Consider the following 25,758-nt stretch of genomic DNA (forward strand, 5'->3'; position numbering starts at 1 on the left):
GGGTTCGGGGGTTCGGGGGTTCGGGGGTTCGGGGGTTAACGATAATGCTCCAGAGTTCAGCCGCAGCAAAAAACTGCTCCGGACGATCACGGTTCGCTTGCCGTACTCGTAATCGTCCCGCGCAGCCTTCAGTTATTTGTTGAGATGGGCTACTCTGTGCTTCTGTGCACTCTGCTGCTTCTTGCCGCCATAGAACTCCTGAACAATGTAGAGCGGACGTCCCTTGGACTCATCGTAAATCCGGCCGACATACTCGCCCAGCACGCCCAGCATGATCAGCACAAATCCGTTGAAGGTTAGCGTAATCCCGATCATCGATGCCCAGCCCTTAACGGCCTCGTCCGTAAAGAGCGCCAGGTAGAGCACATACATAAGGTACAGAAAGCCGGATGCGGACAGCAGAGCTCCCAGATAGCCCGCCAGCTTCAGCGGTTTGTAGGAGAAGGAGGTGATACCGTCCAGTGACAGCTTAATCATGCGTTTCAGCGGATATTTGGTTTCGCCCGCCAGACGTTCATCACGCTCATATTCAAGCGCCTTCTGGCGGAAGCCCACCCAGCTTACCAGTCCGCGGACAAAACGGTTTTTCTCCGGCAGGCGTTTCAGCTCATCGCATACCTTGCGGTCAATCAGCCGGAAATCACCGGTATCTACCGGGATAGAGATATCTGTCGAATATCGGAGTATCCGGTAAAAGAGGGCTGCCGTCCATTTTTTGAACAGGGACTCCCCGTTTCGTTTGATACGCTTGGCGTAGACGACCTCGTAGCCTTTTTTCCACTCGGCAATCATATCCAGAATCAGTTCCGGGGGGTCCTGCAGATCCGCATCGATAATAACCACGGCATCTCCAAGCGCATAATCCATCCCTGCTGTAATAGCAATCTGATGGCCGAAATTACGGGACAGGTCAATCAACTTCACACTTTCATCCCAGTAGCTGTACTCCTCGATCATCTGCGCACAGTTGTCCGTACTGCCGTCATTGACGAAGAGCAGCTCATAGGACTCCCCTGTTGCTCCCATTACTTTCTTGATCCGCCGGTACGTCTCCTGAATCACTTCCTCTTCATTAAACATCGGTATAATTATGGAATAGCGCACTTGGGTGCTCATGGGCAGCTCCTCCTCAAATGATGTAGTTACTTAGTTAAGCGTGACCTCGTATAATGTTCCGCCAGTGCCGCCGCCTGATGTTCCCTGCCAGTCTGCGGACGGAACCTCTGTCCCGTTCTCAGTGATCCAAGACGTGATCTCCGAGCTGCCGCCTCCGCGCCCGCCGCCCATACCGCCGCTGCTGACCAGGAAGTATTTCACCTGGCCGCTCTCTACGAGCGCCTTCAAAGTATCTGTGGTATAGGGAACGTCTGATGTGTTAAATCCGTTAAGGATGACCACCGATTCGCCTTCGTCGATAATATAAGCACCTGCCGTTCCATAATCCATAGCTGCGAACAAGTATTTCTCACCGGTGTTGTTTTCTTTAAGATAGGCCAGCAGATTCTCATTAACTCCTGTAGCACTATTTCTGCCGCCCATGCCGCCAGCGCTGCTGCTGTCCGGGCCCGCCGCCGGAGTCATGCTGTTATTGCCGTACGTGATCGGCGTAAAAGCCCAGTAGAGCGGACCGATCAGCAGAACCAGAAGTCCTGTTACAGCAGCGGCATGCAATAAGGATTGCTTATTTGCGCTGGCTTTCAGCAGCCGCAGGATGAGCAGCACTACGGAAGCTGCAACACCTGCTGCCAGGACAACAATGGACCAGCCGCTGCCGATGGTATCGTCATAAGGATGGATGATATATACCTCGAACACCGTTGTTGCGAGTACCGCTGCCGGAAGCAGCCAGGACAGCCAGACCGCACGTTCCTTGTAATAGCTCCAGAGCTGTGACCACCCTGCACCTGCCAGCGCCGCAACCGGCGGAGCCATCATGATCAGATAATACTGGTGGAAGAAGCCGGCGATGCTGAAGAATCCCATGACCGGCACCAGCCAGGCGAGCCAGAACAAGGCCTCCTTATGCTTCCGGGTGAAGTTCTTCCGGCGCAGGCTGGCAAAAATTCCGCTGCAGCCGAACAACACGAACGGCAGCAGCCAGCTGGCTTGGCCGGATAACTCGGACTGGAACAGCCGCAGCGGGCCGGCGGTACCGGTATTAAACATCCCGCCAGCGCCAGCGCCGCCGTTCATCCCGCCTCGTCCGCCTTGGCCGCCGTCCCCGCCGCCCCAATCACCAGACTGACGTCCGCCTCCGCCCGTTCTGCCTCCTCCATCCTGCCCCTGCATTCCGTCAGCCTGACCAGGAGCCATTCCCCGGCCTCCGCCGTCTGCAGCACCGGCTGTTCCGCCACCGCTGCCGCCGCCCTGATCATCACCGCTTATCCCCGGTGGCAAACCTTGTCCTTGCTGATTTCCGCCGAACGATCCGCCGTCTCCATTCACCGCCGGCATTTCACCGCCAAACTCCGGCATCTCCCCGTTCATTGCGGGCATTCCGCCGCCGCCAAAACCGCCGCCGCTTCCGCTGCCGCCCGTACTGCGGTCACCGGTTAAACGGGAAACCCCGTTATAGCCAAAAGCCAGATTAAGTACAGAGTTGGTGCCGCTGCTTCCGATATAAGGACGTTTGTCCGCTGGTATGGAATCAACAATTACCGCCCATGAGAGCGAAACCGCCAGCAGCACTGCGGTGCAGGCGGCCAGAGTCCCGGTTTTCTTCTTCCAGTTGACCTTGGCCGCCAGGATATAGAAGAGATAGAACGCCGGAACAACCATATAGGCCTGCAGCATCTTCTCATTGAAGGCTACACCAATCAGCCCGAATGCAGCCAGTAAGCTGCCCATCCGGCCGGTCCCGATGCCCCTGAACAGAAACCATGCCGCCAGCAGCAAAGTAAACACCAGCAGCGCATCAATATTGTTCGTGCGGCTCACTGCAGCTGCTACCGGTGTAGCCGCCATAGCCAGGGCAGCAAGCCGAGCAGCCGCTCTCCCGAAGGTAGGCTTCACCAGCAGATAGACGATTAAGACCGAACCTACACCGCCCAGTGCCTGCGGCAGAATGACACTCCAGCCATGCAGGCCAAAGATCAGCGCACTTATGGTCTGCAGCCAGAACGTTACCGGCGGCTTATCGACAGTTACGGATCCGGCAGAGTCAAGTGAGGCGAAGAAGAAGTTATGGAAACTCTGCAGCATACTCCCTACTGCCGTAGTGTAGTACGTATTGACATATTGATCATTCCAGATTCCATAACCGTACAGAACTGCCGCCAGCAGCAGAATACCCAGCAAGACGACGTCAGAACCCAGCCTTTTTAACCATTTCATAGTTTCACCCGCTCCAATCCGTTCTTCTTGACATCCGGTAAGACGCCTTGTTGACCGGTCTTGTCTTTGTATAGGTGTATTATTGCATCCTTACCTTAACTCATAATGAATACAGGCTGAATGTTTGCTGAAACGGTTTTGTATAAAAGGGAACGGCAAACACCCCCCGCTTAGCCGTCCATGCTGCCGGAGCAGCACCGTAGAGAACGGATGCGGGGGGTATACATAAAGCACACAGAGCAATATTCCTTAAGCTAATCTTACCTACGGCTTGCGGGCCAGCGCCGTCACCTTACCGACGGTGTTCCAGTTGCGTGCGGTGAGGTTCGTGCCCAGCAGCTTGTCGAACTGCACTTTGAACAGCGGCGATTCGCTTACACTCACCTTGTAGAAGGTGTACATTTCTTTGCCGATAACCCGTACCTGATCCGCTCCATCCTCGTAAGTACGAACCTTCTCGAGGGCTTCCGCTGAAGGCTCGGCAGCCAGAAATGAAACATACAGACGTTTGAATTCCTCCGGCTCTGTCAGCGGGAACGGATTACCGGTAATGACCGCTTCCAGCTCGTCCAGGGAACGGATGATCACAGGGACCTCTAAGCCGAAGGTCTCCCGGATACGCTGGCTAATCACCCCGGCGAGAATTGCACCGGAAGCCTCTTCACTCTCAAATACCACGTTGCCGCTCTGGATATACGTCCGTACATTCGCATACTGAAGCTCCCCGAACATTGCCTTAAGCTCCTGCATTTTGATCAACTTGTTGCCGCCGACATTAATTCCGCGCAGCAGTGCGATGTATGTATTCATAAGCGTACCTGCTTTCTCTATGAATGGTCATGGGGCGGGAGGCAGTGATCTCAAGCGCTTGCGGATTTCGCGGACCAGCTGCTCCTTCTCTGATACCGGAAGCCACTCCACCAGCCGTGCAGCCGCTACCGGCAGTATCCAAGCTTCAATGTCCGCCCGGGACACCCCTGAGAGTCTCATATATTCACGGGTATATTGACTCGTCATCCGCTTTCTGGCGAAGCCTAAGAACACTTTGGTGAACAGGGAGGCATGTTTGGGCATGGCACCTATACTGAACATGACTACGGACCGTGCAGCATCTGCTGCGGGATCTCCCGAAACGGCAGTCATCCAGTCAATAACCCACAGCTGCCCGTCCATCAGCACATTGTCCGGATGGAAATCACCATGACATAGCTTATTCCCGCCTGGAAGCAGCTCCAGCTGAGATAGAATAGGTGCCTTCTCTTCCATATTAAGCATGGGGGCAGCAATAACATTCTGCTTCAGCCGTTTTTTCTGTTCTCCGGCTTCACCCGGGCCTGCAAGCTGATGGAGGCTGTATTGCAGAGCCGCCATCTGCTTGGCGTAGCTGGCAATTAGCCACGGCTTCGCACCCATCAGCCTCAGCAGCGAGGAGCCATGGATCTGCTGAAACACAATGCCCTTTCTGCCCTCCTCCGCGGCAAGCTCAACCGGCCGCGGGGTACGCACTCCCTGTTCATAGGCATAGGTACTGATGTGGTATTCCCAGTCCACATGATGCTCCGGCACCTCATTCAGATAGAGCTTAAGAATCGTTCCTTCGCCATACTCCATAACTTCCGCAGTCCGGCCTTTACCGATTACTTTCCCCAACATACTGCGCTTCCTTTCCTCTAATCCAGAATGATACGGGTATAATGCTCAACTACAGGGAATGGGCTGTAATAATGATGCAGCAGCGCTTTCCACTTCTGATACTGGGCGGATTCTCTGAACCCCACCGTATGATCCTCCAGGCTGCGCCATCTGACAATCAGCAGATATTTATGGTCGTCCTCCATACAGTGCTGCAGCTCATGTCCCAAATAACCGTCAATCGAGGCAATCAGCGGGGATGCCTCCCTGAAGCTCTGCTCAAACTGCCGGGTCAATCCCGGCTTTACCTGCAGCATTGCCGCTTCTGTAATCATGCTCTCATCTCCCTCTTAAAGTGAATCGCGGAAAAACTCATGATAGAAATTAATAATGACCAGCAGCACGGCCAGCGACTCGTTGACACTGCCTACCTCCAAAGAATGGTTGGCATCATCAATCCTGTACACCCGCACCTGCTTCAGGCCGCTGAGCTCGGCAGAATGCTGCTCAGTGAACAGCGGATCACTCCCGCCGTAAATAACGCTGCCCCGGCTCTGCTTAACGTACGGGATACTTTCAGCAACAGGGGTGAGGAACAGATGGGAAACCTTCTCTCCTATTCCTGTCTCTGAAGCTACCTTTCCGGCGATCACTGTCCCCATGCTTTTGCTGATGAATAGCAGCTGTTCATACTCCGGAAGCGAAGCAAGCGCCACCTTGCATTCCTCTGCAACAATATCGATTTCTTCACGTTTGAAGGCCGCCCGTGCACTTTGGTATCCATATTCCAGCAGCAGCAGGTCACAGCCGTATTCCCGGGCCAGCTTGCCCGCATACTCCAGCAACGGACGCTCGGCGGAATAATTCTGTCCCGGAAACACCACGGCCAGCGACTTGGAGCCTTGTGCCACATACTTATGTCTGACTTCCCTGCCCCAATGTGAGGACATTATGATGCTGGATACACTCATCTATTCTCACGCCTTTCGTCTTCCTCTTCTACAACATGATTCTCTGCCTCTCATTATAGCCAATTTCCGTGCAGGTTGAAAATAAATAGCCCCGCAACGCGGGGCTGTGGAGGGATGGCATAGTTCATATGGATTTGCTGCTCTTTCTGCGGGAGAGGATCTCTGCTGTAATCCACAGCATAACGGGAATAACCACCTGGAACGGGAGGGCATACACTTTGTAGATGTGATAAGCAAAATACTCCATTTCCATAATATCCTTATAGATGAAATCGGATAGATACACCATGATGAGCCCCATCTGGAGCACAACGGACCGGTAGCTCTTCAGCTTGAATACTTTGCTTACTCCATTACAGGTTACATACAGGCACAGGCTGACCTTTATGAACAACGCTGTTACAAATATAATAGCCGACGATCCCTCGATCCGGGTCAGGAAATCCCCAACGTTAATTCTGCTGACAGCCACATACGAAGGGAAATACAGACTGGATAGAATATCGGGGCCCAGTACCAATAAATTGCGCAATGTAACAAAAATAATAATCGTTCCTGCGATCAGTGTACCGCTGAGCAGCACCCTTCTGGCTGAGCCTTTGGCCGGAAGCACATTGAAGGCCCCCAGAAAGACTACAATCTCGGCAAAGGGAAAGGTGAATGAGCCGGCTGTATCCCTGAGGACAGGGCCCCATCCGCTATCCAGCAACGGCTTGAGGTGATGATATTCATACTTAGGAACAGAGAGCAGCTCTATAAACACAATCACCATGAGCGAAAACAGCAGCAGGAACTTGGAGCTTCTGCCCAGCACCTCCATCCCGGCAATCACCACCCAGACACAGAGCAATCCGATCACCAGCATCGGGGCAATCATCGGTGTAGCAGTAAGGGCAACTGTTTTGCTGAACTCCCCGAAATTGCGCAGCACCAGCGCTCCCAAATGCAGCGCGTACCATATGTACAGGCAGGAGAGCATACGCCCGAGAACTGCTCCGAACACAGCGATCAGCATGTCGTACAGATCCTTACCCGGAAAAAGCACATGGAGTCTCGAGTAGACCAGCATGAGCGGAACGGCTAGCAGGATAGCCAAAAGCAGGGCAATCCAGCTGCTGTTGCCGGACTCCCCCGAGGCTCCCATGAACAGTGAGCTCCCGCTGATAAATAATATAGCAATGCTGATCGACTGCCCCGCTGGTATAATCTCTTTGCTCATGCTTACCTCCTCCTTCAGGAGTATGCTCTAGTACAGCCTCTTAATCAGATTTTCAATCAGCGGGGACGGACTTGGAATCTTCCAGTGCATCGACAAGGCAAAGGCTAGGGAGAAGGAGATCAGGTACAGCACAGAGCATACATAGAAGTCCCGCTTCATTCCCCGCTTCAGCAGTCCATAGGGATCGAGGATGGCCACAAACACATAGATAATCACAATGTAAACGACCATGACTAATCCCCCAGCCTAATCGCGCGCGTTGTTTTGGCACTGCTCTGAATCTCGACTTTGGAGCTGACCGTCACATCCAGATCAGCGAATGCTTCGGGCCAGTGATCCTTGACCTTAGCCCAAATCTTGGGCTGGTTCTCATGAATATTCTCGCCAAAGGCAAAAATATCGGCATCGTACTCCTGCTGGACTTTATGGATTAAGGCAAGAATATCTGCCTCCATACGCTCACTAGCCCTTTTCTCAATATCCTGCATGGTTTCCCCTTCCATGAAGCCTTCTGCTGTCATGACTTCATCCAGTCCGGTTGTAGTCAGAATCTGGATTTGCATCTGCAGCCTGCCGTCAACCATTCTGGGCTTCAGCTTGGTCTGACTGGAGATGATCTCCAGGGAATACGATGGGGTTCCGTGTTTATCCTCCACATCCAACACTCCTCCTTTTATTAGATTTTTGACAAATAACATACTCTTCGTCTCATCTCCGTCCAGCTTACCGACCATTCTGTCCATTACGAATACAGCGGTACCCTCCACTTTTTCATTCTTCTGGCCGTTTTTCATATGGATATTAATCATCGGCGCTACCGCATTATTACCTGATGTTTCAAGCTTGTCGATGAAATCCCATATTTCCACAGTCGGCGCACTGCTGATATGCATCTCATCCCGCATCATTTGGGCTAGTTCAAACGACAAGATCATTTCCGTCGTACTGTTCAGATTAAGAACCTCACGGGCCGTCTTCTCTCCCGAGACGAAGATATATACATCCGATCTTGTCTCCGTATCTCTGCTATACCAGTCAATTGCTTTAATGAGGCCCTCCCTGGCCACCTCCTCGCTGAAAATAATGACCTTGGCATGACTCCAGAACAGCTTCTTGCCGGTTATGGAGATGATATTGCGGACAATCTCAAACATGGTATCCCCGCTTAGACTAACCATCTTAAACCCTGCCTGCGTTTTGTCCAGGCCCCCGTTGGTATCGACCATCTCCACAGTAAGCAGCAGCTTGCCGTCCGCCTTGTTCTTGTCGATAGCTACGCCGGCTACAATGGACATATCATCCACCTCGGTATAATTCCAGCACCCGGATATGCTGAACAGCAGTACTACTGAGAACAGGCAGGACAGGACTCTGCGCAAGGCTCTCATGACCGCTTCCCCCGCTTATTAGAGGGCTTCCGCTTCATATTCCGCGCTCCGATCATCGCAGGGCGCAGATACATATCCCACCAGGGTGCACGGATGGCGGTATCCTTAATATCCTGAGGCCGGATCGAGCCCACTCCGAGCATATAGGGGACCCCGAAGGAGCGCAGGCTCATCAGATGAATCACCAGACCCAGCAGCCCGAAGAAATATCCGTATATCCCCAGGAAAAAGGTCATGAACAGCAGCCCCAGCCTGACTATAATCAAGGGGCCTGTCAGCCTTGGATTCAGCAGTGTCGTTATTCCCGTTAGCCCTACCACAATCACCATGGGCGCACTGACAATCCGCGCATCTACCGCAGCCTGGCCCAGCACCAGCGCCCCTACAATACTGACAGCCTGGCCAATTGAGGTCGGGATCCGCGCCCCCGCTTCGCGCAGCACCTCGAAGATTGTCAGCATGAGCAGCGCCTCAAAGACTGTAGGAAAGGGGACAGACAGCCTTGCGGTAGCGATACTCAGCAGCAGTAATGTAGGCACCATTTCCTGCGCGTAGGTTACAAGTGCGACGTACCCGGCTGGAATACTAATTGACATGAAAGCTCCCAGCACTCTGAGCAGACGGTTAAAGGATGCAAAATAATAGTTGATATAGTAATCCTCACTGGCCTGGAAGTTCTCTACGAAAACATACGGCAGCGTCAAGGCAAACGGGGTACCTTCAATGAGCACAGCGATTCTGCCCTCCATGATTTTGCTTACCAGAGCATCCGGCCGTTCGGTATTGCCGATCGTCTCGAATGGGGAATAGGGTTCATCGCGGATAAGCTCAGCCAAGTAACCCGTATCCAGGATGGAATCAATCTCTACCCGCTCCAGCCTGCTGTAGAGCTCTTTAAGAATATCGGGTGAAGCCAGGCTCTCCATGTAGCAGATGCAGGTCTGTGTCTTCGTACGCGTCCCGATGTCGGTGAACACAAATTTTAGATCGGAATTCTGCACCCTGCGCCGGATAAGGGTGAGATTGACGAGCAGGGATTCGGTGAACCCCTCTCTGGGGCCCCGGACGGCTTTTTCCGTGGTAGGCTCTTCTATGGCCCTGGTCTCCCAGCCTTGGGCATTGATATTTAGCGCTCCGGCGTAGCCGTCGAGCAGGAATACTGTTTTGCCGCTGACTACAGCACCAACCAATTCCTCCAGTTTCGTGGACACCATAATGTCACTGATATTGATAACTTCCATACGGATTTTTTCCATCAGCTCTGCGGGATTGCCGCTCTCTTGCTCTGTGAATCCATAGGCCATGAACGGCTTGGTAATCCCATTCTGTATAAGATCACGGTCAATCATTCCATCCACGTAGATCAAGCCGCAGCGGATGGGCATGCTATGCTTATTCTCAATCACACGAATTCTCAAGGTCCCATCATTACTGAAAATCTTCCGGAACAGAGCCAGCGTATCATCCAGCGAAGGACTTAGCGGCTGGGAAGATGATATTTTGCCGTCAGCTTCACTGTCTATTGCAGCATCCTCGCTCTTCACAGCAGTCACTCCTGTCACATTTCTATTGCTCTGATTATCCCCCGTCTCTCTAACTCCTATTCGCCATAATTATGCTGTAGAGGAAGAACTCAGGCTTAGGCGCCGAACAGCAAATAGCCCCTGTCTGTACAGACAGGGGCTGGGCCGGGCGGGACCGGGAGAACTATTTTCAGGCTATCGCGGTTACTCCTTCCCGGCAGATGCTCTATGTGGCGCTTTATGTTATGGTTGTCCTAAGTACATACAGCGATAGTTCTGTTATAGACAAAGGAGCCTGTACATGACGCCATTCACCCAAAGAGTGATCACCATTATTCAGTCCATCCCGGAAGGAGCTGTCATGACCTATGGCGGAATTGCCCGCGCGGCCGGAAGTCCCCGGGCAGCCAGGCAGGTGGTGCGTATTCTGCACTCTATGAGCAGGAAGTATAAGCTGCCGTGGCACAGGGTCATTAATTCCAAAGGAATGATCTCGCTCACCGAAGACGAATCCGGCTCACTGCAGCAGCTGTACCTGCTGGGTGAAGGGATTATTTTTGACGAGCGGGGTGTGGTTGATCTTGAACGTTATCAGTACGATCCGGGACCCGTGCTGGAACTGGAGACGGAGCAAGATTTCAACCCCGAACCTGAAGATCATCTTCTGCCGCCCTTCGAATAAGCCTTGCCGCTCCCGCTGGCAAGTCCGTTCAGCAGACAATAGAGCGTGGCATAAATCACCAGCAGCACAAAGGCTACGAATAAGCTGAAGAATACAGACTGCCGGTTCAGACTGTCCTTAACCAGCTGGTACAGCTGGTGTCGGTCTGTCAGCACATCCCAGCTGTTCAGGCGGTAGACTCTGCCCAGCAGAACGCCATAACCGCCCATTACGCAGGCAAACAGCACGAAGATCCAGGATAGCACCCCATTGGTCTTGCGGTAGATCACATGCTGGAACTGGTACAGGGAGAAGAATCCGGTCAGCCAGCCACTCCAGGTGAACAAGAGCAGGGTGGTCAAATCGTACCAGTACCGGTTCTGGATCGTCCCGCCTACGATGTATTTGCTTTTGCGGATGGTTAAATGCACGAGGTCAGTCATAATATAGGGCGCATTCGGGAAAAAGAGCAGCCAGGCTATGCCAAGCGGCAGAATCAGCAGCCCCCCGATCTTCCGCTTATCCAGCTCATGCGCGGCCATGGAGAAGAAGAACGGCACCCAGGCCAGAAACAGATTCCAGAGCAGAAAGGCATAGAACGTATCAGTCCGCAGCGAAACTACACGATATACGGCAAGTGTTGCCGCCGTCATTCCAGCCAGTAGTATAAATACCTTCGAATAATTCAGTTCCTTCATGAGGGAGTACTCTCCTTACCTTGTTATATAGTTCAGCTATATACACTCTGCAATTACCTTTTCACTCTTTCTAATTGTACAAATATGGAACCGCTTAGTCCAACATTGTATGCGGCAGCTATAAAAACAGCCCGGACGCGTGAATGTCCGGGCTGGAGCTGTTGCTATTGTTGCTATTAATGTTAAGTCCGGATCAGCAGGACCGGATTCCGGTCTCTATACCCCGCCGCTCAGCTTCCTGGCGACAGCCGGGGTGCGCCCTTTGAAGACTGCGCTGCGCGATGAGGCCTCATCAAGCCCTGAGAATGCGCTGCATTCTCTGAAGGCAGCATGCTTGCAGCCCAGGCACCGACTGTAATCAATGCTTCCCAGCGCTTCATTGATCGCTTCCCCTGTATGATCATAGAACTGGGCAGCCCCGATTCTGTCATACAGACCTGTCTTCTTCAGCAGATCCAGCGGCTGGCTCTGGATACCGGAGATCATCAGTCTTCCGCCATCCGCGTGCAGCTGCTTCACCAGGCCAGCCAGATTGGCTTCACCGGTGGTGTCCATTAGCGGCACCTTCCCCATGCGCAGCAGAATGACCTTCGGCTGATCCGGCCCCAGTCCCGGCATGGTACTGTCGAAACGGTAGGCGGCCCCGAAGAACAGCGGTCCTTCGACATTATAGATTCCGATCTGCGGACAATCGTGGCTGTCCGTCACCATATGTGCCTCAACCTTCACGGAGGAAGGGTCAGGCAGCACTTTGGAGACCATGTGCACTTCTCCCATACGCTTCACGAAGAGTATCACCGCGAGCACCAGCCCCACCTCTACCGCCAGCGTCAGATCCGCAAACACAGTCAGCAGGAAAGTAATGAACAGCACCAGTGAATCCCCCGTCTTCAGCTTAAGCAGGTGAAGGAATTCCTTGCGTTCACTCATGTTCCAGGCCACGACCATCAGGATCGGGGCCATCGCGGCCAGCGGAATGCTGGAAGCATAGGGAGCGAATAACAGCAGAATCAGAAACACAACAACGCCGTGAATGATACCGGAGAGCGGCGAAGCCGCACCGCTGCGGATATTGGTTGCCGTTCTGGCGATCGCCCCGGTCGCTGGTATTCCACCGAACAACGGCGCAGCAATGTTGGCGATCCCCTGGCCGACCAGCTCGCGGTTGCTGTCATGGCGGCTGCCTGACATGCCATCGGCGACTACTGCGGACAGCAGCGACTCAATGGCGCCCAGCATCGCAATGATGAAGGCCGGCCGGATAAGCAGCCTGATCTTCTCCCAGGTAATGACCGGGAAATGAAAGCTTGGCAGTGTATTCGGGATATCCCCGTAAGCTGAACCGATTGTAGTCACCTTGCCGGTGAAGAATAGAGCAGCAATAATCGTAGCGCACAATAGCCCGATCAGAGAACCCGGCACCTTCGGCGCGAAGCGCATCCCCAGCACTACGACAGCCAGACAAATCGCAGCTGTCAGGATACTGTACAGATTGATTGTCGAGATATGCGCGCCGATCTCTTTCATATTGTCCAGAAAGCTCTCATGGCGTTCCATATCCCTAAGCCCCAGAAAGTTGGCAATCTGCCCGCTGAAAATAATAACGGCAATTCCTGCCGTGAACCCGATTGTCACCGGCTTCGGAATGAACTTGATCAGCACCCCCAGCCGCAGGACACCCATCACCACGAGAATGACCCCGGCCATCATTCCGGCAATCAGCAGATTCTCGTATCCATACTGCATGGCAATCGCGAATAAAATAGGAATAAACGCACCCGTAGGCCCGCCAATCTGAAACTTTGTACCGCCGAATAAGGAAATGAGAATACCGGCTACTATGGTCGTATAAATTCCGTACTCCGGTTTGACACCGGAGGCAATAGCAAATGCCATCCCCAAGGGGATGGCAATCACGCCGACGATCGTCCCTGAAATGATATCCTTACGCAGAGAAGCAATATTGTAGCCTTTAAAACGGCCCCACCCTGTCATCATTTAACCTTCTTTTCTTTGAATATCTGATTATTTGAATATAAGACTCACATTACTCCTGCCTGCCGTTCTTGTCAACGGGGTAATCCGCCCCCCGGGAAGCCGGGGTCATTCGCTGCGGATGCCTTCGAGCAGGGAGATGGTGTTCACAAGATGATTGTCGAATATTTGTTTGGCTACAGCCAGAAGGTCTTTGATGAGAGGATCACGGAGGGCATAAATTACGGTGGTTCCTTCCTTGACACTGGCCACTACGTTCTTGGCACGGAGTACGGCCAGCTGCTGGGACACGGCAGAGCCTTCCGAGCCGAGGATCGCCTGCAGCTCATTCACATTCTTCTCGCCTTCACTGAGCAGCTCCAGAATGCGGATCCGCATCGGATGAGCCAGCGCCTTGAAGAATTCCGTCTTAAATTGTTGAATATCGCTGTTCATGGGACTTCTGCTCCTCTTGCTATACTTTCTAATGTATATTATCTTAGCTCATTTAGCCGAAGGTGGCTACGCCGGAGCAGGAAATAGTTAGTCCGGCATACGCCCCGCAAGCTCAAGGATTGACAGGGTACAGCATGATCTCCCCGGTCCTGATCTCCACGAATCCGCCCAGCGCCATCGGTTCACCCAGGCACTCGAACATGATTAAATCGCGGCCAAGCCGCAGATACCCGGTTCCGTCTTCCTCTATGTTCTCCAGTATACCCGTCAATATGACAACATTCCCGTCCATACGTATCTCACAACGGCCTCCGTGCGCTGGCACAATATCCACCCAGCGCATGAACAGCGGGGGCAGCTCAAATTCAGCCTCACAGGTCTCCCCGGCAGCCACAGCGGCACCGCACCAGGTTCCTCTGCCCTCGCCGAATTCAGACGCGAAGAGTACCTCATTCTTCTTCAGGCTTGTCCCAAGTATGTTTATGTTCATCCTCATTAGCTCCATCTTCATATGTTATACCGCTCATTATACATGACATGGGCCAGCAGACATATCAGGTGTAATTCTGCGTCGCCTTGTTCAGATACGTGCTGGGATGCAGCCAGGGATGCTTGAAGAATTCGTGCTTGTCGCTGATTTTACGGGATACCCCAAGATCATAATCAATCATCCGTTTCACCTTGTCTGCGAACGGCTCACTCTTAACCAGCATTCCCATTTCGAAATCGTGGCAGGCACTTCGTTCGTTGATATTATACGAGCCGTGGAATACAGCCCGCGCTCTGTGGTCATAAGTGATTTTCCAGTGGGAGAAGCGTTCTGTAAAGCTGTAGTCATAGAAGGACACCCCATTGCAGAAAGGAATGTACATATTGCTGCGCACCGCTGCCTTGTTCGTAGGATGATCATTGACCTCAAGCGGATTGCATATCGAGATATGGCAGGAACACTCCAGTCCAACTTCACCGAGCCGGTCCCAGAAGGCCTGGTCGATCAGATAAGGATTCACAATAATAGTCTCTTCGGCGGCATACGTAAGCAAATCCAGATAATACTGCTGAATCAGATTCACCGGATTTCCGGGAAAACTTAGAAAGAGCGTACATTCTTCCCCGCCGAATTCATAGTTTCCCGCAGGGTGGTAGAACGGGTCTTCCACCTCAAAGTGGTCTCCTCCAAGCAGAAGCCATCTGGCGTGAAAAGCCTCATTCAGCGGCCGGGCAGCCTCCCCTTGAATCCGGAAGCAGCCGTCATGCCACTCCTCTTCCCTGGAGGGAATCCCAAGCGGGCGTCCGTCAATCTGTTCAGTTGCCGATTCCCGGATAGGCGTCGTAAAAGTATACTGGTCACCGATATTGAGACTGCCTATAACGGATGTTATTCCGTCAATGACCATAAATTTACGGTGGTCGATCACATTCAGCCCGGTGATTTTCACATCCTCCTGTACCTTGTCCTGCAGAAAGAGGATACTTTCAGGGACGCCCTGAGACTTCAGTTCCTCACGCTTCACTGCCCATTCCGCAGCAGGGTAGCAGGAATGAAATGTATCCTTCAGCCGGGCTCCTGCCTGCTCAAGGACTTCTGCAATCTCGGAGAATCTTCCTACTTCAAGATTACTTCCGTATCCCAAGGCGGTGACGGTGTAATTCACCAGCATCCGGACTTCTACTCCCCGCTGAAGCGCATGAAGCAGCTCCGAAGCGATCAGATTTCCCGAATGGTCATTGAAGAACAGCATCACGGACAGATGGATATAACGCTGTGCATTACGGATCTCTTCCAGCAGCATCTCCAGGCACTGCGGCCCGTTCACATAAGGATCTACCCGGTTATGCCGGGTAGTCTGCGGCGCCAGTGCTCTAAGCTTGCCGGAATCCAGACCGGACACGGCCGATGCGAGCCGTTCAAGCAGCTCCGGACTGAATCCGGGATACTCCTCCAGCTGCCGGACATCGGTGATCACACCTCCATGCTGCGCCTGCCGGTATGCACGGACAGCAGCGCTGTCCAGAATAGGCTCAATAATAGAATCGGCGGCGTCCGTATTCTTAGCGATAGTTCTTAACGAGCCGCCGGATATCCGGTAATTCACGTAATCCGCGAGATCCTGCCGAAGCCGTTCATCCCACTGCACTGCAGGTAATTGCGGCAGTTGCTTGTTCCTATGTATATTTCCCATTCGATCCCCTCATCCCTTTCATCCCCCACTCTCTTCAGGTCCCGCCTGCGCGTTACAGCTCGTGTAAGGGTAAGCTTAGATACCCGGCACGCCTGTTTTATAAACGTTCCGCTTCTTAGCAGTATTTTCTTCCGCCTCCCGCTGCGGGATGCAAAATGGGGAAACCCCCCCCTGGGGGTGTGTATATTAGCTAGCTTAATAGGAGAGCTACAGAACTATAGCCCGGAGGGCTGAAAAAGCTTCAGCGCGGCAATCCGCTCTACCGCTTCCGCAAGCCGGGCCTCCTCACTGACCAGCCCCACCCGCACATATCCTTCACCATAGGCGCCAAACCCGATGCCTGGCGCTACCACCACATGAGCTTCGTCTAGCAGCAGGTCAGCAAAGCTCTGCGAGGTATAGCCTGCAGGAACCGGCAGCCAGGCGAAGAAGGAGCCGCGGGGGGGCTTCCACCTCCCAGCCGATGCTGCGCAGACCCTGAATCAGGACATTACGCCGCGCTTCATAGCGGGCCACATTCGCCTGTACCAAGGCCTGCGGGCCAAGCAGCGCCGTTCTGGCTGCCTCCTGCACCGCGCCGAACAGGCTGACATACATATGATCCTGCAGCAGATTAAGGCTCTCAATCACGCTGGCATTACCTACGGCGAACGCTACGCGCCAGCCGGCCATGTTGTAGGTTTTGGACAGGGTGTATATCTCGATGCCATTCTCCTTCGCGCCCGGGGTCTGCAGATAGCTCCGCGGCTTCTGCCCTTCATAACCAATGGCGGCATAGGCAAAATCATGCACCACACAAATGTTGTGACCGGATGCGAACTGCACCGTTTCCCTGAAGAAATCCGCGGTCGCCACAGCTCCCGTGGGATTATTCGGATAGTTCAGGAACATCAGCTTCGCCTTCGCTGCGGTCTCCGGGCTGATGCTGCCATAGTCGGGTAAAAACCCGCGTTCCGCCGTCAGCGGCATCATCTCCATAACAGCCCGCGCCAGCTCAATCCCCGACCAATAGTCCGGATAACCGGGATCAGGCACCAGCGCCGTATCCCCCGGATTGAGCAGACACTGCACCACCTCAACCAGACCGGTTTTGCCGCCGAACAGAATGGCGACCTCGCGTTCCGGTTCAAGCCCGACTCCATATTCCCGCTGGTAGAACTCGGCCACGGCTTCCTTGAGGTAGGCATGGCCGCGAAACGGCGGATATTTATGATTCAGAGGGTTCACTGCAGCAAGCTGGAGGGACTCCACGATATGGGCCGGTGTAGGCATGTCCGGATTGCCTTGCCCCAGATTGATTACGTCGTGCCCTTCGTCAGCAACGGCTCCGGCTCTGGCGACAAGCGCGGCGAAGAACTGCCTGGGCAGAGATTTCAGCATTTGTGAAGGTTCAAAACGATTCACGGGCATGCTCCCCTCTTCAAGCCGGAATTATTTGCTCAATTCTTCAGCGTTATACAGCTTAACATCCAGCGGTGCAGTCAGGAATTCTTTTGCTTTGGCGGCGAAGCCGGTGAAGTGCGGGCTTGTATTATGGGCGGCTACAGCCGCCTGGTCACGCCAGATCTCGACCATAATGTAGGTATTTCCGCCAGCTGTATGCTTATACAATTCATATGAGATGTTGCCTTCTTCTTCGTGGGTTGCGGCAACCAGGGTCTTCGCGACTTCAAGGAACTCCTGCTCACGTGCGGGATTTACCTGAAGCAATGCGTGGGTAATAATCATTTAGTATTCCTCCTAAAATAATATGCAGCAGAGGCTTCCCGAGCAGTGATGTACACAACCGGCTCAGGCAGCCTTTGCTGAAGTTTGATTTTCCTTGAATATTAACTCAGCTGTCCAGCATTATCCAATATTTATTTCCACTGGGCAACGGTGTTAACCGGCAGACGGACGGATGCATAGCCTTCTTCAACCGCTTTGCCGATCGATATCAGCATGACCGGAATATAACGTTCTTTGTCCATATCAAACAATTCAGCAATCTGATCCTTCTCGAATCCGCCGATCGCGTTCGTGTCATAGCCATGGGCACGGGCTGCCAGCATCAATTGCATCGAGACCAGACCGGCATCAATCATTACCGTTTCTCTGTTCACGTCCGCAGGCAGCTTCGCGAAGTGGGCACCCAGGGCAGCCAGCTGTCTTTCTTTTACCTCAGCAGGCATCAGTCCGCGTTCTACCGCAGTCCCGTAGATTTCTTCAGCATAATCGAAGTTGTTCAGATCACCGAATACGGCAATCATTGCTGCGGAGGTTTCTACCTGAAGCTGATTGAATTTGGCAATGGTGGCCAGCTTGGCTTTGGCTTCCGGGCTTTCGATGATAAGGAAACGCCAAGGCTGCATATTAACGGAGGAAGGGGCCAGAGTCGCTTCAGTAAGGATCTCTGTCATTTCCTCTTTGCTGATTTTGAAGGAGGTATCGTATTTGCGGATTGAGCGGCGTCCTGTAATAATGCTTGTGAAATCATTGTTTCTGGTTGTGTTCATGAATAATAAGCTCCTTTATGGTTTGATTATAGGTGACGGCTACAGTAAATTAATATTATATTGCAGCCGGGTAAGCATCTCTGCGAGTACGGTGCGTTCCTGTTCATTGAACCCGGTAAGCAGGTCGCTGATGAAGCGGGTCTTCTCTTCCCGGTAGGAATTAATATGTTCCCGGCCGTGATCGGTCAGGGAGACGAGGGTGACCCTGTTATCGGCAGGATTATTCCGGCGGGCAATCATTCCGCTGTCTTCAAGTCCTCTCAAGTGGCGGGTGACCGCTGCGGCATCGATATCGAGTGTCTTTTGCAGCGAAATCTGGCTGATCTCGGAGACTCGAAACAATTCCTGGAGAAGGCGGAACCGGGTGGGTGTAATGCCCGCACAGCGCTCGAATTTCGGGCTGATTCCCTTATGCAGCGCCTGCAGCAGCTCAAAGATCGTATCTTCATCGGGCAGATGTTCTGTCAAAATTAACCCCCTCACGCAAATATATTGTGCAAAATCTTTTTGACAAAACTTACTTTACACCGAAATCATTGACCCGTCAACTAATTAAAAAACAGAGGAGACCGCCTTATGAAAATAGCCCTGATTCAGCTCGATATAGCATTCGGCAATCCGGAGGTGAATTATGCTGCGGCAGAACGCAAAATTCGCGAAGCCGCCGCCGGCAACCCGGACTGCATAATCCTTCCCGAATTATGGACGACCGGCTACGATCTGACCCGGCTGGACGAGATCGCAGATCACGGGGGCCGCACTGCGGGGACCCTGATTTCCGGTCTGGCCCGGGAATACGGGATTAATATCGTCGCCGGCTCCGTCGCCGTGAGGCAGGATACCGGAGTTACCAATAGTATGTTCGTCTTCGACCGTACCGGAGCACCCGCCGGGCAGTACAGCAAGCTGCATCTGTTCAAGCTGATGGATGAGCATCTCTACCTCCAGCCCGGCTCAGCCAAAGGACTGTTCAAGCTGGACGGCACTTTATGTGCCGGATTAATCTGCTATGACATCCGTTTTCCGGAATGGGTCCGGGTTCATATGGCAGAGGGCGCAGAAGTGCTGTTCGTCAGTGCAGAATGGCCGCTGCCCCGCTTATCCCACTGGCGGGCGCTGCTGATCAGCCGGGCGATTGAGAACCAGTGCTACGTGGTGGCCTGCAACCGCTCCGGTTCTGATCCGGCCAACATCTTTGGCGGCCATTCCATGATTATTGACCCTTGGGGAGAGATTGTGAGCGAGGCTTCCGGCAGCGAAGAGATTCTCAGCGGCGAGATCGACCTCGCCAGGGTGCGGGAAGTGCGCGGGCAGATCCCGGTCTTCTCCGACCGGCGTCCGGAGCTGTATCTGTAGGGGCGAATAAGACGCCCTCTCCAGGGATTCAGGGGCACTTCTGCCCCTCATTTCCGCCAAGTGACCGCTTCCATCGAATTCAGGGGCACTTCTGCTCCTCATTTCCGCCAAATGCCCGCTTCCATCGAATTCAAGGACACTTGTGCCCCTCATTTCCTCCAAATGTCCTCCCACTAACCAACTTAAAGGGATTTTTCCCTCTATCTACCTCCAAATACCCTCCCACCACCAACTTAAAGGGATTTTTCCCTCTATCTACCTCCAAATGCCCTCCCACCACCAACTTAAAGGGATTTTTCCCTCTATCTCCCCAAGCAGTAAAAAGCGCAGGCGAATTTAGCTCGCCTGCACTCGTCTGCATTTACCTGCACCCTTCGTGTGCACCTACCTGCACTCTTCAATGACCGCCCGCTCTCCACGCTCCCCATTGACTCCCGTTACATTGCGCGCTTGTTTCAGCGCGCGTATCTCTCCCGCAGCACATGCGCCGCCTCCAGTACACGCGGATCGCCGTACTGCAGGCTGTAGCCGGTCTCCTCCTGCAGGCGGTCCGCCGGCTTCAGCAGGGTGCCCCGGCGGGCAACTGCCTGCCGGATGCCTGCCGTGAAGACTGCGGCCGAATCCGGGCCGCCAAGCTCCCCGAGCGCAGCGATCGTCTCCGGACGCACGCGGGGATAATCCAGCGATTCGTCCCCGTCCGCTGCCTCTGCATAGAAGCTGCGGATGAGTTCTCCGCGCGCAAGCCCGGAGCCGGACACGACAACAAACGCGTGGACGAAGTACGCGTTGCTCTGTCTCCGCTGGGCGATGCCGCAGAACTTGCGGCCGCCGATGGCCAGATCGAAGTCACCGGGGCAATACGACCCGGTGACTTCTTCGGCACGGATCAGAGCCGCCGCCTGCGGATGGCTCACAGCTACGGCTTCGGCAATCAGCGAAGCCAGCAGCCGGAAATCATCGTGAAAGTCCAGTTTGCCCGGACTTTTGGGCAGCAGCAGGGACACGTTGACAATTCCGGCATCTAGCGGCACCGCAGCACCGCCTGAATGCCGGACCGCTGTGCGGATTCCCCGCTCCTCAAGCGCCTGCATCGCCGCCCCTGCACGGGGCAGCCTGCTGTCCCGCAGCCCCAGCGCCACACCGCCCGGGTGGCTCCAAAGATGCAGTACCGGCGGAACCTGTCCGGCTCCGACATCCCGGCACAGCATTTCCTCGAAGGCAAACGGAACAAGCATATCCTGCCCGGATTCCGTTCCCTCCGCTTCTCCGCTCAAATGCGTGAAGAGCACCATCTCTTCAGGCAGCCTGCCCGCCACTCCATTTTCCAGCACATTATAAGGTTCACTTCTCATTCAGAATGCCTGCGAGTCCCACTGACTACCTCTTCCCCGGATACGGCAGGCCGGGCACCGCCCTGATCCCGCAAGTCACGCTGCGTATTCCGCTGTGTTGTAATTACACTTTCTTAATTAATCTATTGTAACCGATCTCCGCCCTGGCCGCGAAGCCCCCGGTATATAAACTCTGTATTTGAAATGGCGGCTGGAACCCGTTATCCTTAGAGGATAAGAAGATAATCCCAGCCATAAGAATCGCGTTGAAGCTCATGCTATACACAACCCTTAGGAGTGATGCCGCATGACAACCGAACAACTGACAAAGGACAGGCAACTAAGCAAGGCCAGACAATGGGAGCAGGCAATGAACAAGCTGTATATCAACTTCCGGGACTACAGCCAAGATGTGCTGAAGGGCTTCGGAGATGAAGATATTCATCAGGCCAGAGTCAACAGCCGCAAGCTGCTGACGCTCCTGTCCATTCTTGATCCGGGCCATTCGGCTACGGAAGAGTTGTACAGCACATTCAAGCAGGCACAGAAGAAGCTCGGCAAGGTAAGGGACGCAGATGTACTGATCGCATCGTTCAAGGAACGGCGCAAGACCGCCAAAGAGGCGGGCGATGTCAAAACCGCCGAACTGCTCACAGCAGTAATCAAACACCAGAAGGCCAAGCGGAAGACATTCCGCAAGAAGCTGGAGGAAGGGCTCCCGAAGCTGTCCGGCAAAGCTCTTGATGCGCAGTGGACCCCTTTTATCGATACACAGCTGGAGCCGCTCGCCGCCAAAAAAGATGCCAATGTGGTCATGCGCGAGCTTGAAGTCGCTTTTGAGCAGAAGAAAAAAGCCTGCAAGACCCTGTTCAAGGGGCCCGAGGCTGAATCGAAGGAAGCCTTCGAAGCTCTTCATGAGCTGCGGATTGCCGCCAAGCATCTGCGCTATACCGCTAACGCGGCCGCTTTTGCGCTGAATCAGAAATTCCATGCCCACGAGGCCATCTACAAGGATATTCAGGAGCAGCTCGGGGTGATTAATGATAAGCGGGTGTGGCTCGAAACACTGAATTCCATTGGACGTGAAGAGCTGGATGTCGGCAAAAAAACATGGGCGGCGTTCACCGAAAGTCTGCGCGCAGAGGTACTGGAAGCATTGCACCAGAATGAGGTTGTCCCTGTAGTTCCTCCAGCAGAGAGCACGAAATAGCGGCATTATATATATTTCCGGAAAATACAAAGGCAGGACGCTGCATGATCCTCATGCGGCATCCTGCCTTAATTCTTGGGCTGCGAGTGCCAGGAAACGCTGCCTGGGAAGAATCGCGGGCTTGTGCTCCACGATATCGGCGGCAAAGCGGCGCTCCTGGCCCTTTTCCAGTAATGATACTTAGACTGTACCGCGTACCACTCCGGCAACTTTGTTCAACACACCCTGATATACGGATTTCGGCCGCAGGCCGACCAGCTTCTCCACAGGTTGACCTCCGCTGTATACGATCACTGTCGGCATGCTCATCACTCCGGCTTCCGATGCAAGTTCCGGCAGTTCATCACAGTCCACCTTAATCATACTCACGTCATCCCCGTATTCTGCATTCAGCTCTTCCAGAATCGGCAGCAGGGTTCTGCAGGGCGGACACCAGGACGCACCGTAATCCACCAGCACGGTTCCTCCAGCCTTCAGCTGTTCACGTACAGCTCCGGCGTTATCGGCAATTATCATAGCCATCTCAAGCCCTCCTTCAAAATTTAACATTCAATATTCACAGAAACAACAACTTCAATCTATTCGCCTTATTCCGCTTCATTCTGCTGCTCTTGCAGAATTGAAGCCATCCGGTCCTGCAGGTTCAGCTTGATCTGATTCAGCTCAACCAGCTGGCGTTCAATCTCTTCCAGCTTGCTGCGGTACAGCGGCATCACTTCCGCACAGAATGCCTCTTTATTCTTCAGAACACAGTTCAGGAATCCGGCAATCTCTTCTGTCGACAAGCCAAGATTCAAATACAGCTTAATCGTCTCCACCGTATCCACGGCAAGCGGAGAGTATTCACGGTACCCGTTGTCCTGGCGCAGCGGTTTGATCAGTCCCTGACGCTCATAATATCGCAATGAACGGACGCTTACGCCCGTAAGTGTAGCTAATTCACCTATTTTCATGGCATTCTCCCCGGGGTTCATGAGAAATGGTCTACTCTTAGTATAAACCCTGACACTAGTGTCAGGGTCAAGGTGTTTTTTTAGAATAAACAAAAGAAACCAGCCTAAGCATAACTTAAGCTGGTCTCCACATTATCTTACAGCAGTCCGGCTGCCCATAACCCGCCTCTGCGGATCATCCGGCGGAACGGCTCTACCGAGAAGGAAGGCAGATGATGGCCAGGCATCAGGTAGACTACCCGCCCTTGTCCGAATTCATGGCACCAAGCCGCCTGCCGCATCGCCCCTCCATGGGGATATTCTGCAAGAATGGTTGATTCGAAGTATGGCAGCTGCTCAAAATAGTACGGCTCATCCTCAATCACAAAGTCATTGATGCCCTGCATAATCGGATGCTCCCGGCCCGGAATCGTCATATGAAGCGCGGTATAGTCCGGATGGTGGGTGAAATGGGCGCCCAGCATTACGCCGAGCTCCTGATTGCGCTGCAGGGAGATCCCGTTATGCACTACGAGCAGACCGCCGCCGCCAGCCACATAAGACAGCAGTGCACCGCTCTGCGCAGCGGATAATTTCTCATCAGAGAATTCAGTATAGGAGACCACCAGCTTGCAGTCGGACAATTGTTCCTTGTTCATCAGCCCGTAATCCTCAGTCGATACGACCTGAAACTCCGGCTCCAGCAGCTGCTCGATCTCGCGGTCAACTCCCGTGAACGGATGATATTTAACCTCGGTATAGCTGCCAAACGCAAGTGCTTTGAAGGAAGTCATTGCATTCACACCTCTCTTGTGCAAAGTAAATCATCTATTATTGCTTAATCCATTATCCCACAAAAGTCCGCTGCTGTTACCAGGGCCAGAGATTGCCGTCAAGATCGATGTACACCGGTTCCTCGCCCAGATACTTCTTATGAACCTGTACGATATTCATAATCTTATACGCTGATTCCTCCGGAGGAATCGGCGCTTCCATATTCTTCTCTCCGTGCATATAAGACTGCAGCCAGCCGGGATGGAAGACCATCACCTGTCCGCCCAGCTTAAGCAGATGATTGTGCATCAGCGAAGACTGCATATTCAGTGCCGCCTTCGACATGCAGTAGCCGTACATATTAATTCTTTTGTTCCGGCTGATACTGCCTGCCTCTGAGGAGATGTTAATAATTAGCCGCTGCTTACCCTGCAGGAGCAGTCCCATCAACGCGTTGCTCACCCGGAGTGCGCCGAGCGTATTCACATTATAGAGCTGCGCCATGGCCTCATCATCCATATCCACGAGCATTGTAGCATTGTCCGCCTGGTGGATAATACCGGCATTGTTGATAATAATATCGATGTGTCCCGTACTGCCCGCAATACTCCGCGCTGCCTCTTTCACGCTCTCTGCGCTGCCGATATCAAGAGGGACCAGCATCAGCGTGTCCTGGTATTGCGCTTTCAGAACCTCCAGTGCCTCCGCTTCCGGTAAATACCGGCCGGCAAACACTGTGTATTTATTCTCCAGAAGAAAGCGTACCAGATAAAACCCGAGCCCGCGGTCGGCACCGGTTACAAAAGCGACCCTTTTCATGAATTGCCCCCCCCTCATACCTGCTTATTTATGCGCAGAGCGTTGCTGCATCACTCTCACATTAGCATGGCAATTAGCCTTTATCAACATCCTGCAAGGGAGGGGATAAGCCTGCTGAACATTCTTTTGCTTTAATTTTGAACTATGTTACAATCAAGAATAATAGTTGTTAACAACACAATTGTTGACAAGATGCTTTCTAAATTCTATTCCAGGAAGGTGATCCTCTGATGTCTATTCAACAAATCCATACACTGGATGAACTGCAACAATACGTAGGGCAACCCGGCAAAAAATTGCTCTTCAAGCACAGCACCACCTGCCCGATCAGCGCCAAAGCAAATGAGGAGTTCCAGGCCTATACACAGAATTCCGACACGCCTGCCGCCATTGTACATGTTATCGAAGACCGTCCGGTCTCCAATCAGATTGCCGAGGATTTCGGGATTAAGCATGAATCGCCGCAGATTTTCCTGCTGGAGGATGGTGAGGTCCGCTGGAACACTTCCCACTGGAAAATCACCCGTGGCGCCATCAAGGAAGCTGTGGAGCAATGAGCCAGAACGTAATCATCTATTCCACATCCGGCTGCAGCGACTGCAATCAGGTGAAGCAGCTGCTTGAGAGCAAGGGCATTCCCTTCGAAGTCAGAGATGTGATGACCAGTACCGTTTACCAGGAAGAAGTCGAGAAGCTGGGCTTCATGGGTGTTCCAGTCACCGTATCCGGAGACCGGGCTGTCAAGGGCTTCAATCTTCCTGAGCTTCAGGAGCTTATTGAGGCAGCTGTTCATTAATGATTAT

28 protein-coding genes and 1 pseudogene are annotated in these 25,758 nt (G+C 53.2%); 5 read left to right on the top strand and 24 right to left on the bottom strand.

Annotated elements, in window-relative coordinates; translation table 11 throughout:
- Window positions 1-132: 132 nt before the first annotated feature.
- From QW71_RS26995 to QW71_RS27040, 10 genes are all read right to left on the bottom strand, one after another.
- Entirely contained in the window at window positions 133-1,116 is a 984-nt protein-coding gene (locus QW71_RS26995; RefSeq protein WP_039306604.1) for a glycosyltransferase family 2 protein, read from the bottom strand.
- 30 nt (window positions 1,117-1,146) lie between these two features.
- Entirely contained in the window at window positions 1,147-3,333 is a 2,187-nt protein-coding gene (locus tag QW71_RS27000; RefSeq protein WP_039306606.1) for a glycosyltransferase family 39 protein, read from the bottom strand.
- Window positions 3,334-3,597: 264 nt separating this feature from the next.
- The gene (locus QW71_RS27005) at window positions 3,598-4,143 is read right to left on the bottom strand and encodes a DUF1697 domain-containing protein (protein WP_039306609.1); all 546 of its coding nucleotides are present in this window, start codon (window positions 4,141-4,143) and stop codon (window positions 3,598-3,600) included.
- Window positions 4,144-4,170: 27 nt separating this feature from the next.
- Window positions 4,171-4,986: a phosphotransferase family protein gene (locus tag QW71_RS27010; RefSeq protein WP_039306612.1), complete on the bottom strand. Its 816-nt coding sequence runs from the start codon at window positions 4,984-4,986 to the stop codon at window positions 4,171-4,173.
- Window positions 4,987-5,003: 17 nt separating this feature from the next.
- Complete coding sequence (locus QW71_RS27015) at window positions 5,004-5,300, bottom strand: antibiotic biosynthesis monooxygenase (protein WP_039306615.1); 297 nt, start codon at window positions 5,298-5,300, stop codon at window positions 5,004-5,006.
- Window positions 5,301-5,315: 15 nt separating this feature from the next.
- Window positions 5,316-5,936 carry an alpha/beta hydrolase gene (locus QW71_RS27020; RefSeq protein ID WP_039306619.1) on the bottom strand — a complete coding sequence of 207 codons (621 nt, stop codon included), beginning with the start codon at window positions 5,934-5,936 and terminating at the stop codon, window positions 5,316-5,318.
- Between the two features lie 124 nt (window positions 5,937-6,060).
- Window positions 6,061-7,155 (bottom strand): endospore germination permease, encoded by a 1,095-nt coding sequence (locus QW71_RS27025; RefSeq protein WP_039306622.1) that lies wholly within the window; start codon window positions 7,153-7,155, stop codon window positions 6,061-6,063.
- 27 nt (window positions 7,156-7,182) lie between these two features.
- A complete protein-coding gene (locus tag QW71_RS27030) occupies window positions 7,183-7,386 on the bottom strand; it encodes a hypothetical protein (RefSeq protein ID WP_039306625.1) in 204 nt (67 codons plus the stop codon).
- Window positions 7,387-7,388: 2 nt separating this feature from the next.
- On the bottom strand, window positions 7,389-8,543 hold the full coding sequence (locus tag QW71_RS27035; protein ID WP_039306629.1) for a Ger(x)C family spore germination protein: 1,155 nt from the start codon (window positions 8,541-8,543) through the stop codon (window positions 7,389-7,391).
- Window positions 8,540-10,087, bottom strand: coding sequence for a spore germination protein (locus QW71_RS27040; RefSeq protein ID WP_052770287.1), 1,548 nt, complete (start codon window positions 10,085-10,087; stop codon window positions 8,540-8,542). Before QW71_RS27040 ends, QW71_RS27035 begins: the two co-directional genes overlap by 4 nt.
- Before the next feature lie 280 nt (window positions 10,088-10,367).
- Here QW71_RS27040 and QW71_RS37365 point away from each other — a divergent pair, with 280 nt between their 5' ends.
- Window positions 10,368-10,748 (top strand): MGMT family protein, encoded by a 381-nt coding sequence (locus QW71_RS37365; RefSeq protein WP_047014003.1) that lies wholly within the window; start codon window positions 10,368-10,370, stop codon window positions 10,746-10,748.
- Here the strand turns inward: QW71_RS37365 and QW71_RS27050 are convergent.
- From QW71_RS27050 to QW71_RS27090, 9 genes and pseudogenes are all read right to left on the bottom strand, one after another.
- Window positions 10,724-11,425, bottom strand: coding sequence for a DUF1361 domain-containing protein (locus QW71_RS27050; RefSeq protein WP_039306632.1), 702 nt, complete (start codon window positions 11,423-11,425; stop codon window positions 10,724-10,726). The genes QW71_RS37365 and QW71_RS27050 overlap by 25 nt on opposite strands.
- A 216-nt stretch (window positions 11,426-11,641) precedes the next feature.
- The gene (locus tag QW71_RS27055) at window positions 11,642-13,420 is read right to left on the bottom strand and encodes a SulP family inorganic anion transporter (protein ID WP_039306635.1); all 1,779 of its coding nucleotides are present in this window, start codon (window positions 13,418-13,420) and stop codon (window positions 11,642-11,644) included.
- A 108-nt stretch (window positions 13,421-13,528) separates the two neighbouring features.
- The gene (locus QW71_RS27060; protein ID WP_039306638.1) at window positions 13,529-13,855 is read right to left on the bottom strand and encodes a metalloregulator ArsR/SmtB family transcription factor; all 327 of its coding nucleotides are present in this window, start codon (window positions 13,853-13,855) and stop codon (window positions 13,529-13,531) included.
- A gap of 112 nt (window positions 13,856-13,967) precedes the next feature.
- Entirely contained in the window at window positions 13,968-14,345 is a 378-nt protein-coding gene (locus QW71_RS27065) for a hypothetical protein (protein ID WP_039306641.1), read from the bottom strand.
- 64 nt (window positions 14,346-14,409) lie between these two features.
- On the bottom strand, window positions 14,410-16,038 hold the full coding sequence (locus QW71_RS27070; RefSeq protein ID WP_039306645.1) for a phosphatidylserine/phosphatidylglycerophosphate/cardiolipin synthase family protein: 1,629 nt from the start codon (window positions 16,036-16,038) through the stop codon (window positions 14,410-14,412).
- Window positions 16,039-16,253: 215 nt separating this feature from the next.
- Window positions 16,254-17,448 (bottom strand): annotated as a pseudogene (locus QW71_RS37370) (pyridoxal phosphate-dependent aminotransferase).
- Between the two features lie 21 nt (window positions 17,449-17,469).
- Window positions 17,470-17,766, bottom strand: coding sequence for a putative quinol monooxygenase (locus QW71_RS27080; RefSeq protein WP_039306648.1), 297 nt, complete (start codon window positions 17,764-17,766; stop codon window positions 17,470-17,472).
- A 131-nt stretch (window positions 17,767-17,897) separates the two neighbouring features.
- Window positions 17,898-18,533: a nitroreductase family protein gene (locus QW71_RS27085; RefSeq protein ID WP_039306651.1), complete on the bottom strand. Its 636-nt coding sequence runs from the start codon at window positions 18,531-18,533 to the stop codon at window positions 17,898-17,900.
- Between the two features lie 39 nt (window positions 18,534-18,572).
- Window positions 18,573-19,001, bottom strand: coding sequence for a MarR family winged helix-turn-helix transcriptional regulator (locus tag QW71_RS27090; protein ID WP_039306654.1), 429 nt, complete (start codon window positions 18,999-19,001; stop codon window positions 18,573-18,575).
- Window positions 19,002-19,109: 108 nt separating this feature from the next.
- Here QW71_RS27090 and QW71_RS27095 point away from each other — a divergent pair, with 108 nt between their 5' ends.
- Window positions 19,110-19,889 (top strand): carbon-nitrogen family hydrolase, encoded by a 780-nt coding sequence (locus QW71_RS27095; RefSeq protein ID WP_039306657.1) that lies wholly within the window; start codon window positions 19,110-19,112, stop codon window positions 19,887-19,889.
- Window positions 19,890-20,344: 455 nt separating this feature from the next.
- Here the strand turns inward: QW71_RS27095 and QW71_RS27105 are convergent, their stop codons facing one another.
- Entirely contained in the window at window positions 20,345-21,241 is an 897-nt protein-coding gene (locus tag QW71_RS27105; protein WP_052770290.1) for a hypothetical protein, read from the bottom strand.
- 286 nt (window positions 21,242-21,527) lie between these two features.
- On the opposite strand from QW71_RS27105, the gene QW71_RS27110 reads away from it, so the two are divergent.
- The gene (locus QW71_RS27110) at window positions 21,528-22,430 is read left to right on the top strand and encodes a CHAD domain-containing protein (protein ID WP_039306663.1); all 903 of its coding nucleotides are present in this window, start codon (window positions 21,528-21,530) and stop codon (window positions 22,428-22,430) included.
- Window positions 22,431-22,610: 180 nt separating this feature from the next.
- Here QW71_RS27110 and QW71_RS27115 read toward each other — a convergent pair whose 3' ends face one another.
- The 4 genes from QW71_RS27115 to QW71_RS27130 all read right to left on the bottom strand — a co-directional run bounded on the left by QW71_RS27115 (window position 22,611) and on the right by QW71_RS27130 (window position 24,955).
- Window positions 22,611-22,952, bottom strand: a complete 342-nt coding sequence (locus tag QW71_RS27115; protein WP_039306666.1) for a co-chaperone YbbN — start codon at window positions 22,950-22,952, stop codon at window positions 22,611-22,613.
- A gap of 65 nt (window positions 22,953-23,017) precedes the next feature.
- Complete coding sequence (locus QW71_RS27120) at window positions 23,018-23,383, bottom strand: MerR family transcriptional regulator (RefSeq protein ID WP_039306735.1); 366 nt, start codon at window positions 23,381-23,383, stop codon at window positions 23,018-23,020.
- Between the two features lie 137 nt (window positions 23,384-23,520).
- Complete coding sequence (locus tag QW71_RS27125; RefSeq protein WP_039306668.1) at window positions 23,521-24,156, bottom strand: ThuA domain-containing protein; 636 nt, start codon at window positions 24,154-24,156, stop codon at window positions 23,521-23,523.
- A 76-nt stretch (window positions 24,157-24,232) separates the two neighbouring features.
- The gene (locus QW71_RS27130; protein WP_039306670.1) at window positions 24,233-24,955 is read right to left on the bottom strand and encodes an SDR family NAD(P)-dependent oxidoreductase; all 723 of its coding nucleotides are present in this window, start codon (window positions 24,953-24,955) and stop codon (window positions 24,233-24,235) included.
- 230 nt (window positions 24,956-25,185) lie between these two features.
- Between QW71_RS27130 and ytxJ the strand changes: the two genes are divergently transcribed.
- Both ytxJ and QW71_RS27140 read left to right on the top strand, forming a co-directional pair.
- Window positions 25,186-25,512 carry a bacillithiol system redox-active protein YtxJ gene (gene ytxJ / locus QW71_RS27135; RefSeq protein ID WP_039306673.1) on the top strand — a complete coding sequence of 109 codons (327 nt, stop codon included), beginning with the start codon at window positions 25,186-25,188 and terminating at the stop codon, window positions 25,510-25,512.
- Complete coding sequence (locus QW71_RS27140; protein ID WP_039306675.1) at window positions 25,509-25,751, top strand: glutaredoxin family protein; 243 nt, start codon at window positions 25,509-25,511, stop codon at window positions 25,749-25,751. The genes ytxJ and QW71_RS27140 overlap by 4 nt, the downstream gene beginning before the upstream one ends.
- Window positions 25,752-25,758 lie beyond the last annotated feature (7 nt).

Origin of the sequence: Paenibacillus sp. IHB B 3415, assembly GCF_000802655.2 — a bacterium.
Classification (GTDB): Bacteria; Bacillota; Bacilli; order Paenibacillales; family Paenibacillaceae; genus Paenibacillus_AQ; species Paenibacillus_AQ phytohabitans.

Excerpts from the sequence above, each read along its gene's own strand:
- QW71_RS26995 (WP_039306604.1), bottom strand. The coding sequence starts at position 1,116 with ATGAGCACCCAAGTGCGCTATTCCATAATTATACCGATGTTTAATGAA.
- QW71_RS27000 (WP_039306606.1), bottom strand. The coding sequence starts at position 3,333 with ATGAAATGGTTAAAAAGGCTGGGTTCTGACGTCGTCTTGCTGGGTATT.
- QW71_RS27005 (WP_039306609.1), bottom strand. The coding sequence starts at position 4,143 with ATGAATACATACATCGCACTGCTGCGCGGAATTAATGTCGGCGGCAAC.
- QW71_RS27010 (WP_039306612.1), bottom strand. The coding sequence starts at position 4,986 with ATGTTGGGGAAAGTAATCGGTAAAGGCCGGACTGCGGAAGTTATGGAG.
- QW71_RS27015 (WP_039306615.1), bottom strand. The coding sequence starts at position 5,300 with ATGATTACAGAAGCGGCAATGCTGCAGGTAAAGCCGGGATTGACCCGG.
- QW71_RS27020 (WP_039306619.1), bottom strand. The coding sequence starts at position 5,936 with ATGAGTGTATCCAGCATCATAATGTCCTCACATTGGGGCAGGGAAGTC.
- QW71_RS27025 (WP_039306622.1), bottom strand. The coding sequence starts at position 7,155 with ATGAGCAAAGAGATTATACCAGCGGGGCAGTCGATCAGCATTGCTATA.
- QW71_RS27030 (WP_039306625.1), bottom strand. The coding sequence starts at position 7,386 with ATGGTCGTTTACATTGTGATTATCTATGTGTTTGTGGCCATCCTCGAT.
- QW71_RS27035 (WP_039306629.1), bottom strand. The coding sequence starts at position 8,543 with ATGAGAGCCTTGCGCAGAGTCCTGTCCTGCCTGTTCTCAGTAGTACTG.
- QW71_RS37365 (WP_047014003.1), top strand. The coding sequence starts at position 10,368 with ATGACGCCATTCACCCAAAGAGTGATCACCATTATTCAGTCCATCCCG.
- QW71_RS27050 (WP_039306632.1), bottom strand. The coding sequence starts at position 11,425 with ATGAAGGAACTGAATTATTCGAAGGTATTTATACTACTGGCTGGAATG.
- QW71_RS27055 (WP_039306635.1), bottom strand. The coding sequence starts at position 13,420 with ATGACAGGGTGGGGCCGTTTTAAAGGCTACAATATTGCTTCTCTGCGT.
- QW71_RS27060 (WP_039306638.1), bottom strand. The coding sequence starts at position 13,855 with ATGAACAGCGATATTCAACAATTTAAGACGGAATTCTTCAAGGCGCTG.
- QW71_RS27065 (WP_039306641.1), bottom strand. The coding sequence starts at position 14,345 with ATGAACATAAACATACTTGGGACAAGCCTGAAGAAGAATGAGGTACTC.
- QW71_RS27070 (WP_039306645.1), bottom strand. The coding sequence starts at position 16,038 with ATGGGAAATATACATAGGAACAAGCAACTGCCGCAATTACCTGCAGTG.
- QW71_RS27080 (WP_039306648.1), bottom strand. The coding sequence starts at position 17,766 with ATGATTATTACCCACGCATTGCTTCAGGTAAATCCCGCACGTGAGCAG.
- QW71_RS27085 (WP_039306651.1), bottom strand. The coding sequence starts at position 18,533 with ATGAACACAACCAGAAACAATGATTTCACAAGCATTATTACAGGACGC.
- QW71_RS27095 (WP_039306657.1), top strand. The coding sequence starts at position 19,110 with ATGAAAATAGCCCTGATTCAGCTCGATATAGCATTCGGCAATCCGGAG.
- QW71_RS27105 (WP_052770290.1), bottom strand. The coding sequence starts at position 21,241 with ATGAGAAGTGAACCTTATAATGTGCTGGAAAATGGAGTGGCGGGCAGG.
- QW71_RS27110 (WP_039306663.1), top strand. The coding sequence starts at position 21,528 with ATGACAACCGAACAACTGACAAAGGACAGGCAACTAAGCAAGGCCAGA.
- QW71_RS27115 (WP_039306666.1), bottom strand. The coding sequence starts at position 22,952 with ATGGCTATGATAATTGCCGATAACGCCGGAGCTGTACGTGAACAGCTG.
- QW71_RS27120 (WP_039306735.1), bottom strand. The coding sequence starts at position 23,383 with ATGAAAATAGGTGAATTAGCTACACTTACGGGCGTAAGCGTCCGTTCA.
- QW71_RS27125 (WP_039306668.1), bottom strand. The coding sequence starts at position 24,156 with ATGACTTCCTTCAAAGCACTTGCGTTTGGCAGCTATACCGAGGTTAAA.
- QW71_RS27130 (WP_039306670.1), bottom strand. The coding sequence starts at position 24,955 with ATGAAAAGGGTCGCTTTTGTAACCGGTGCCGACCGCGGGCTCGGGTTT.
- ytxJ (WP_039306673.1), top strand. The coding sequence starts at position 25,186 with ATGTCTATTCAACAAATCCATACACTGGATGAACTGCAACAATACGTA.
- QW71_RS27140 (WP_039306675.1), top strand. The coding sequence starts at position 25,509 with ATGAGCCAGAACGTAATCATCTATTCCACATCCGGCTGCAGCGACTGC.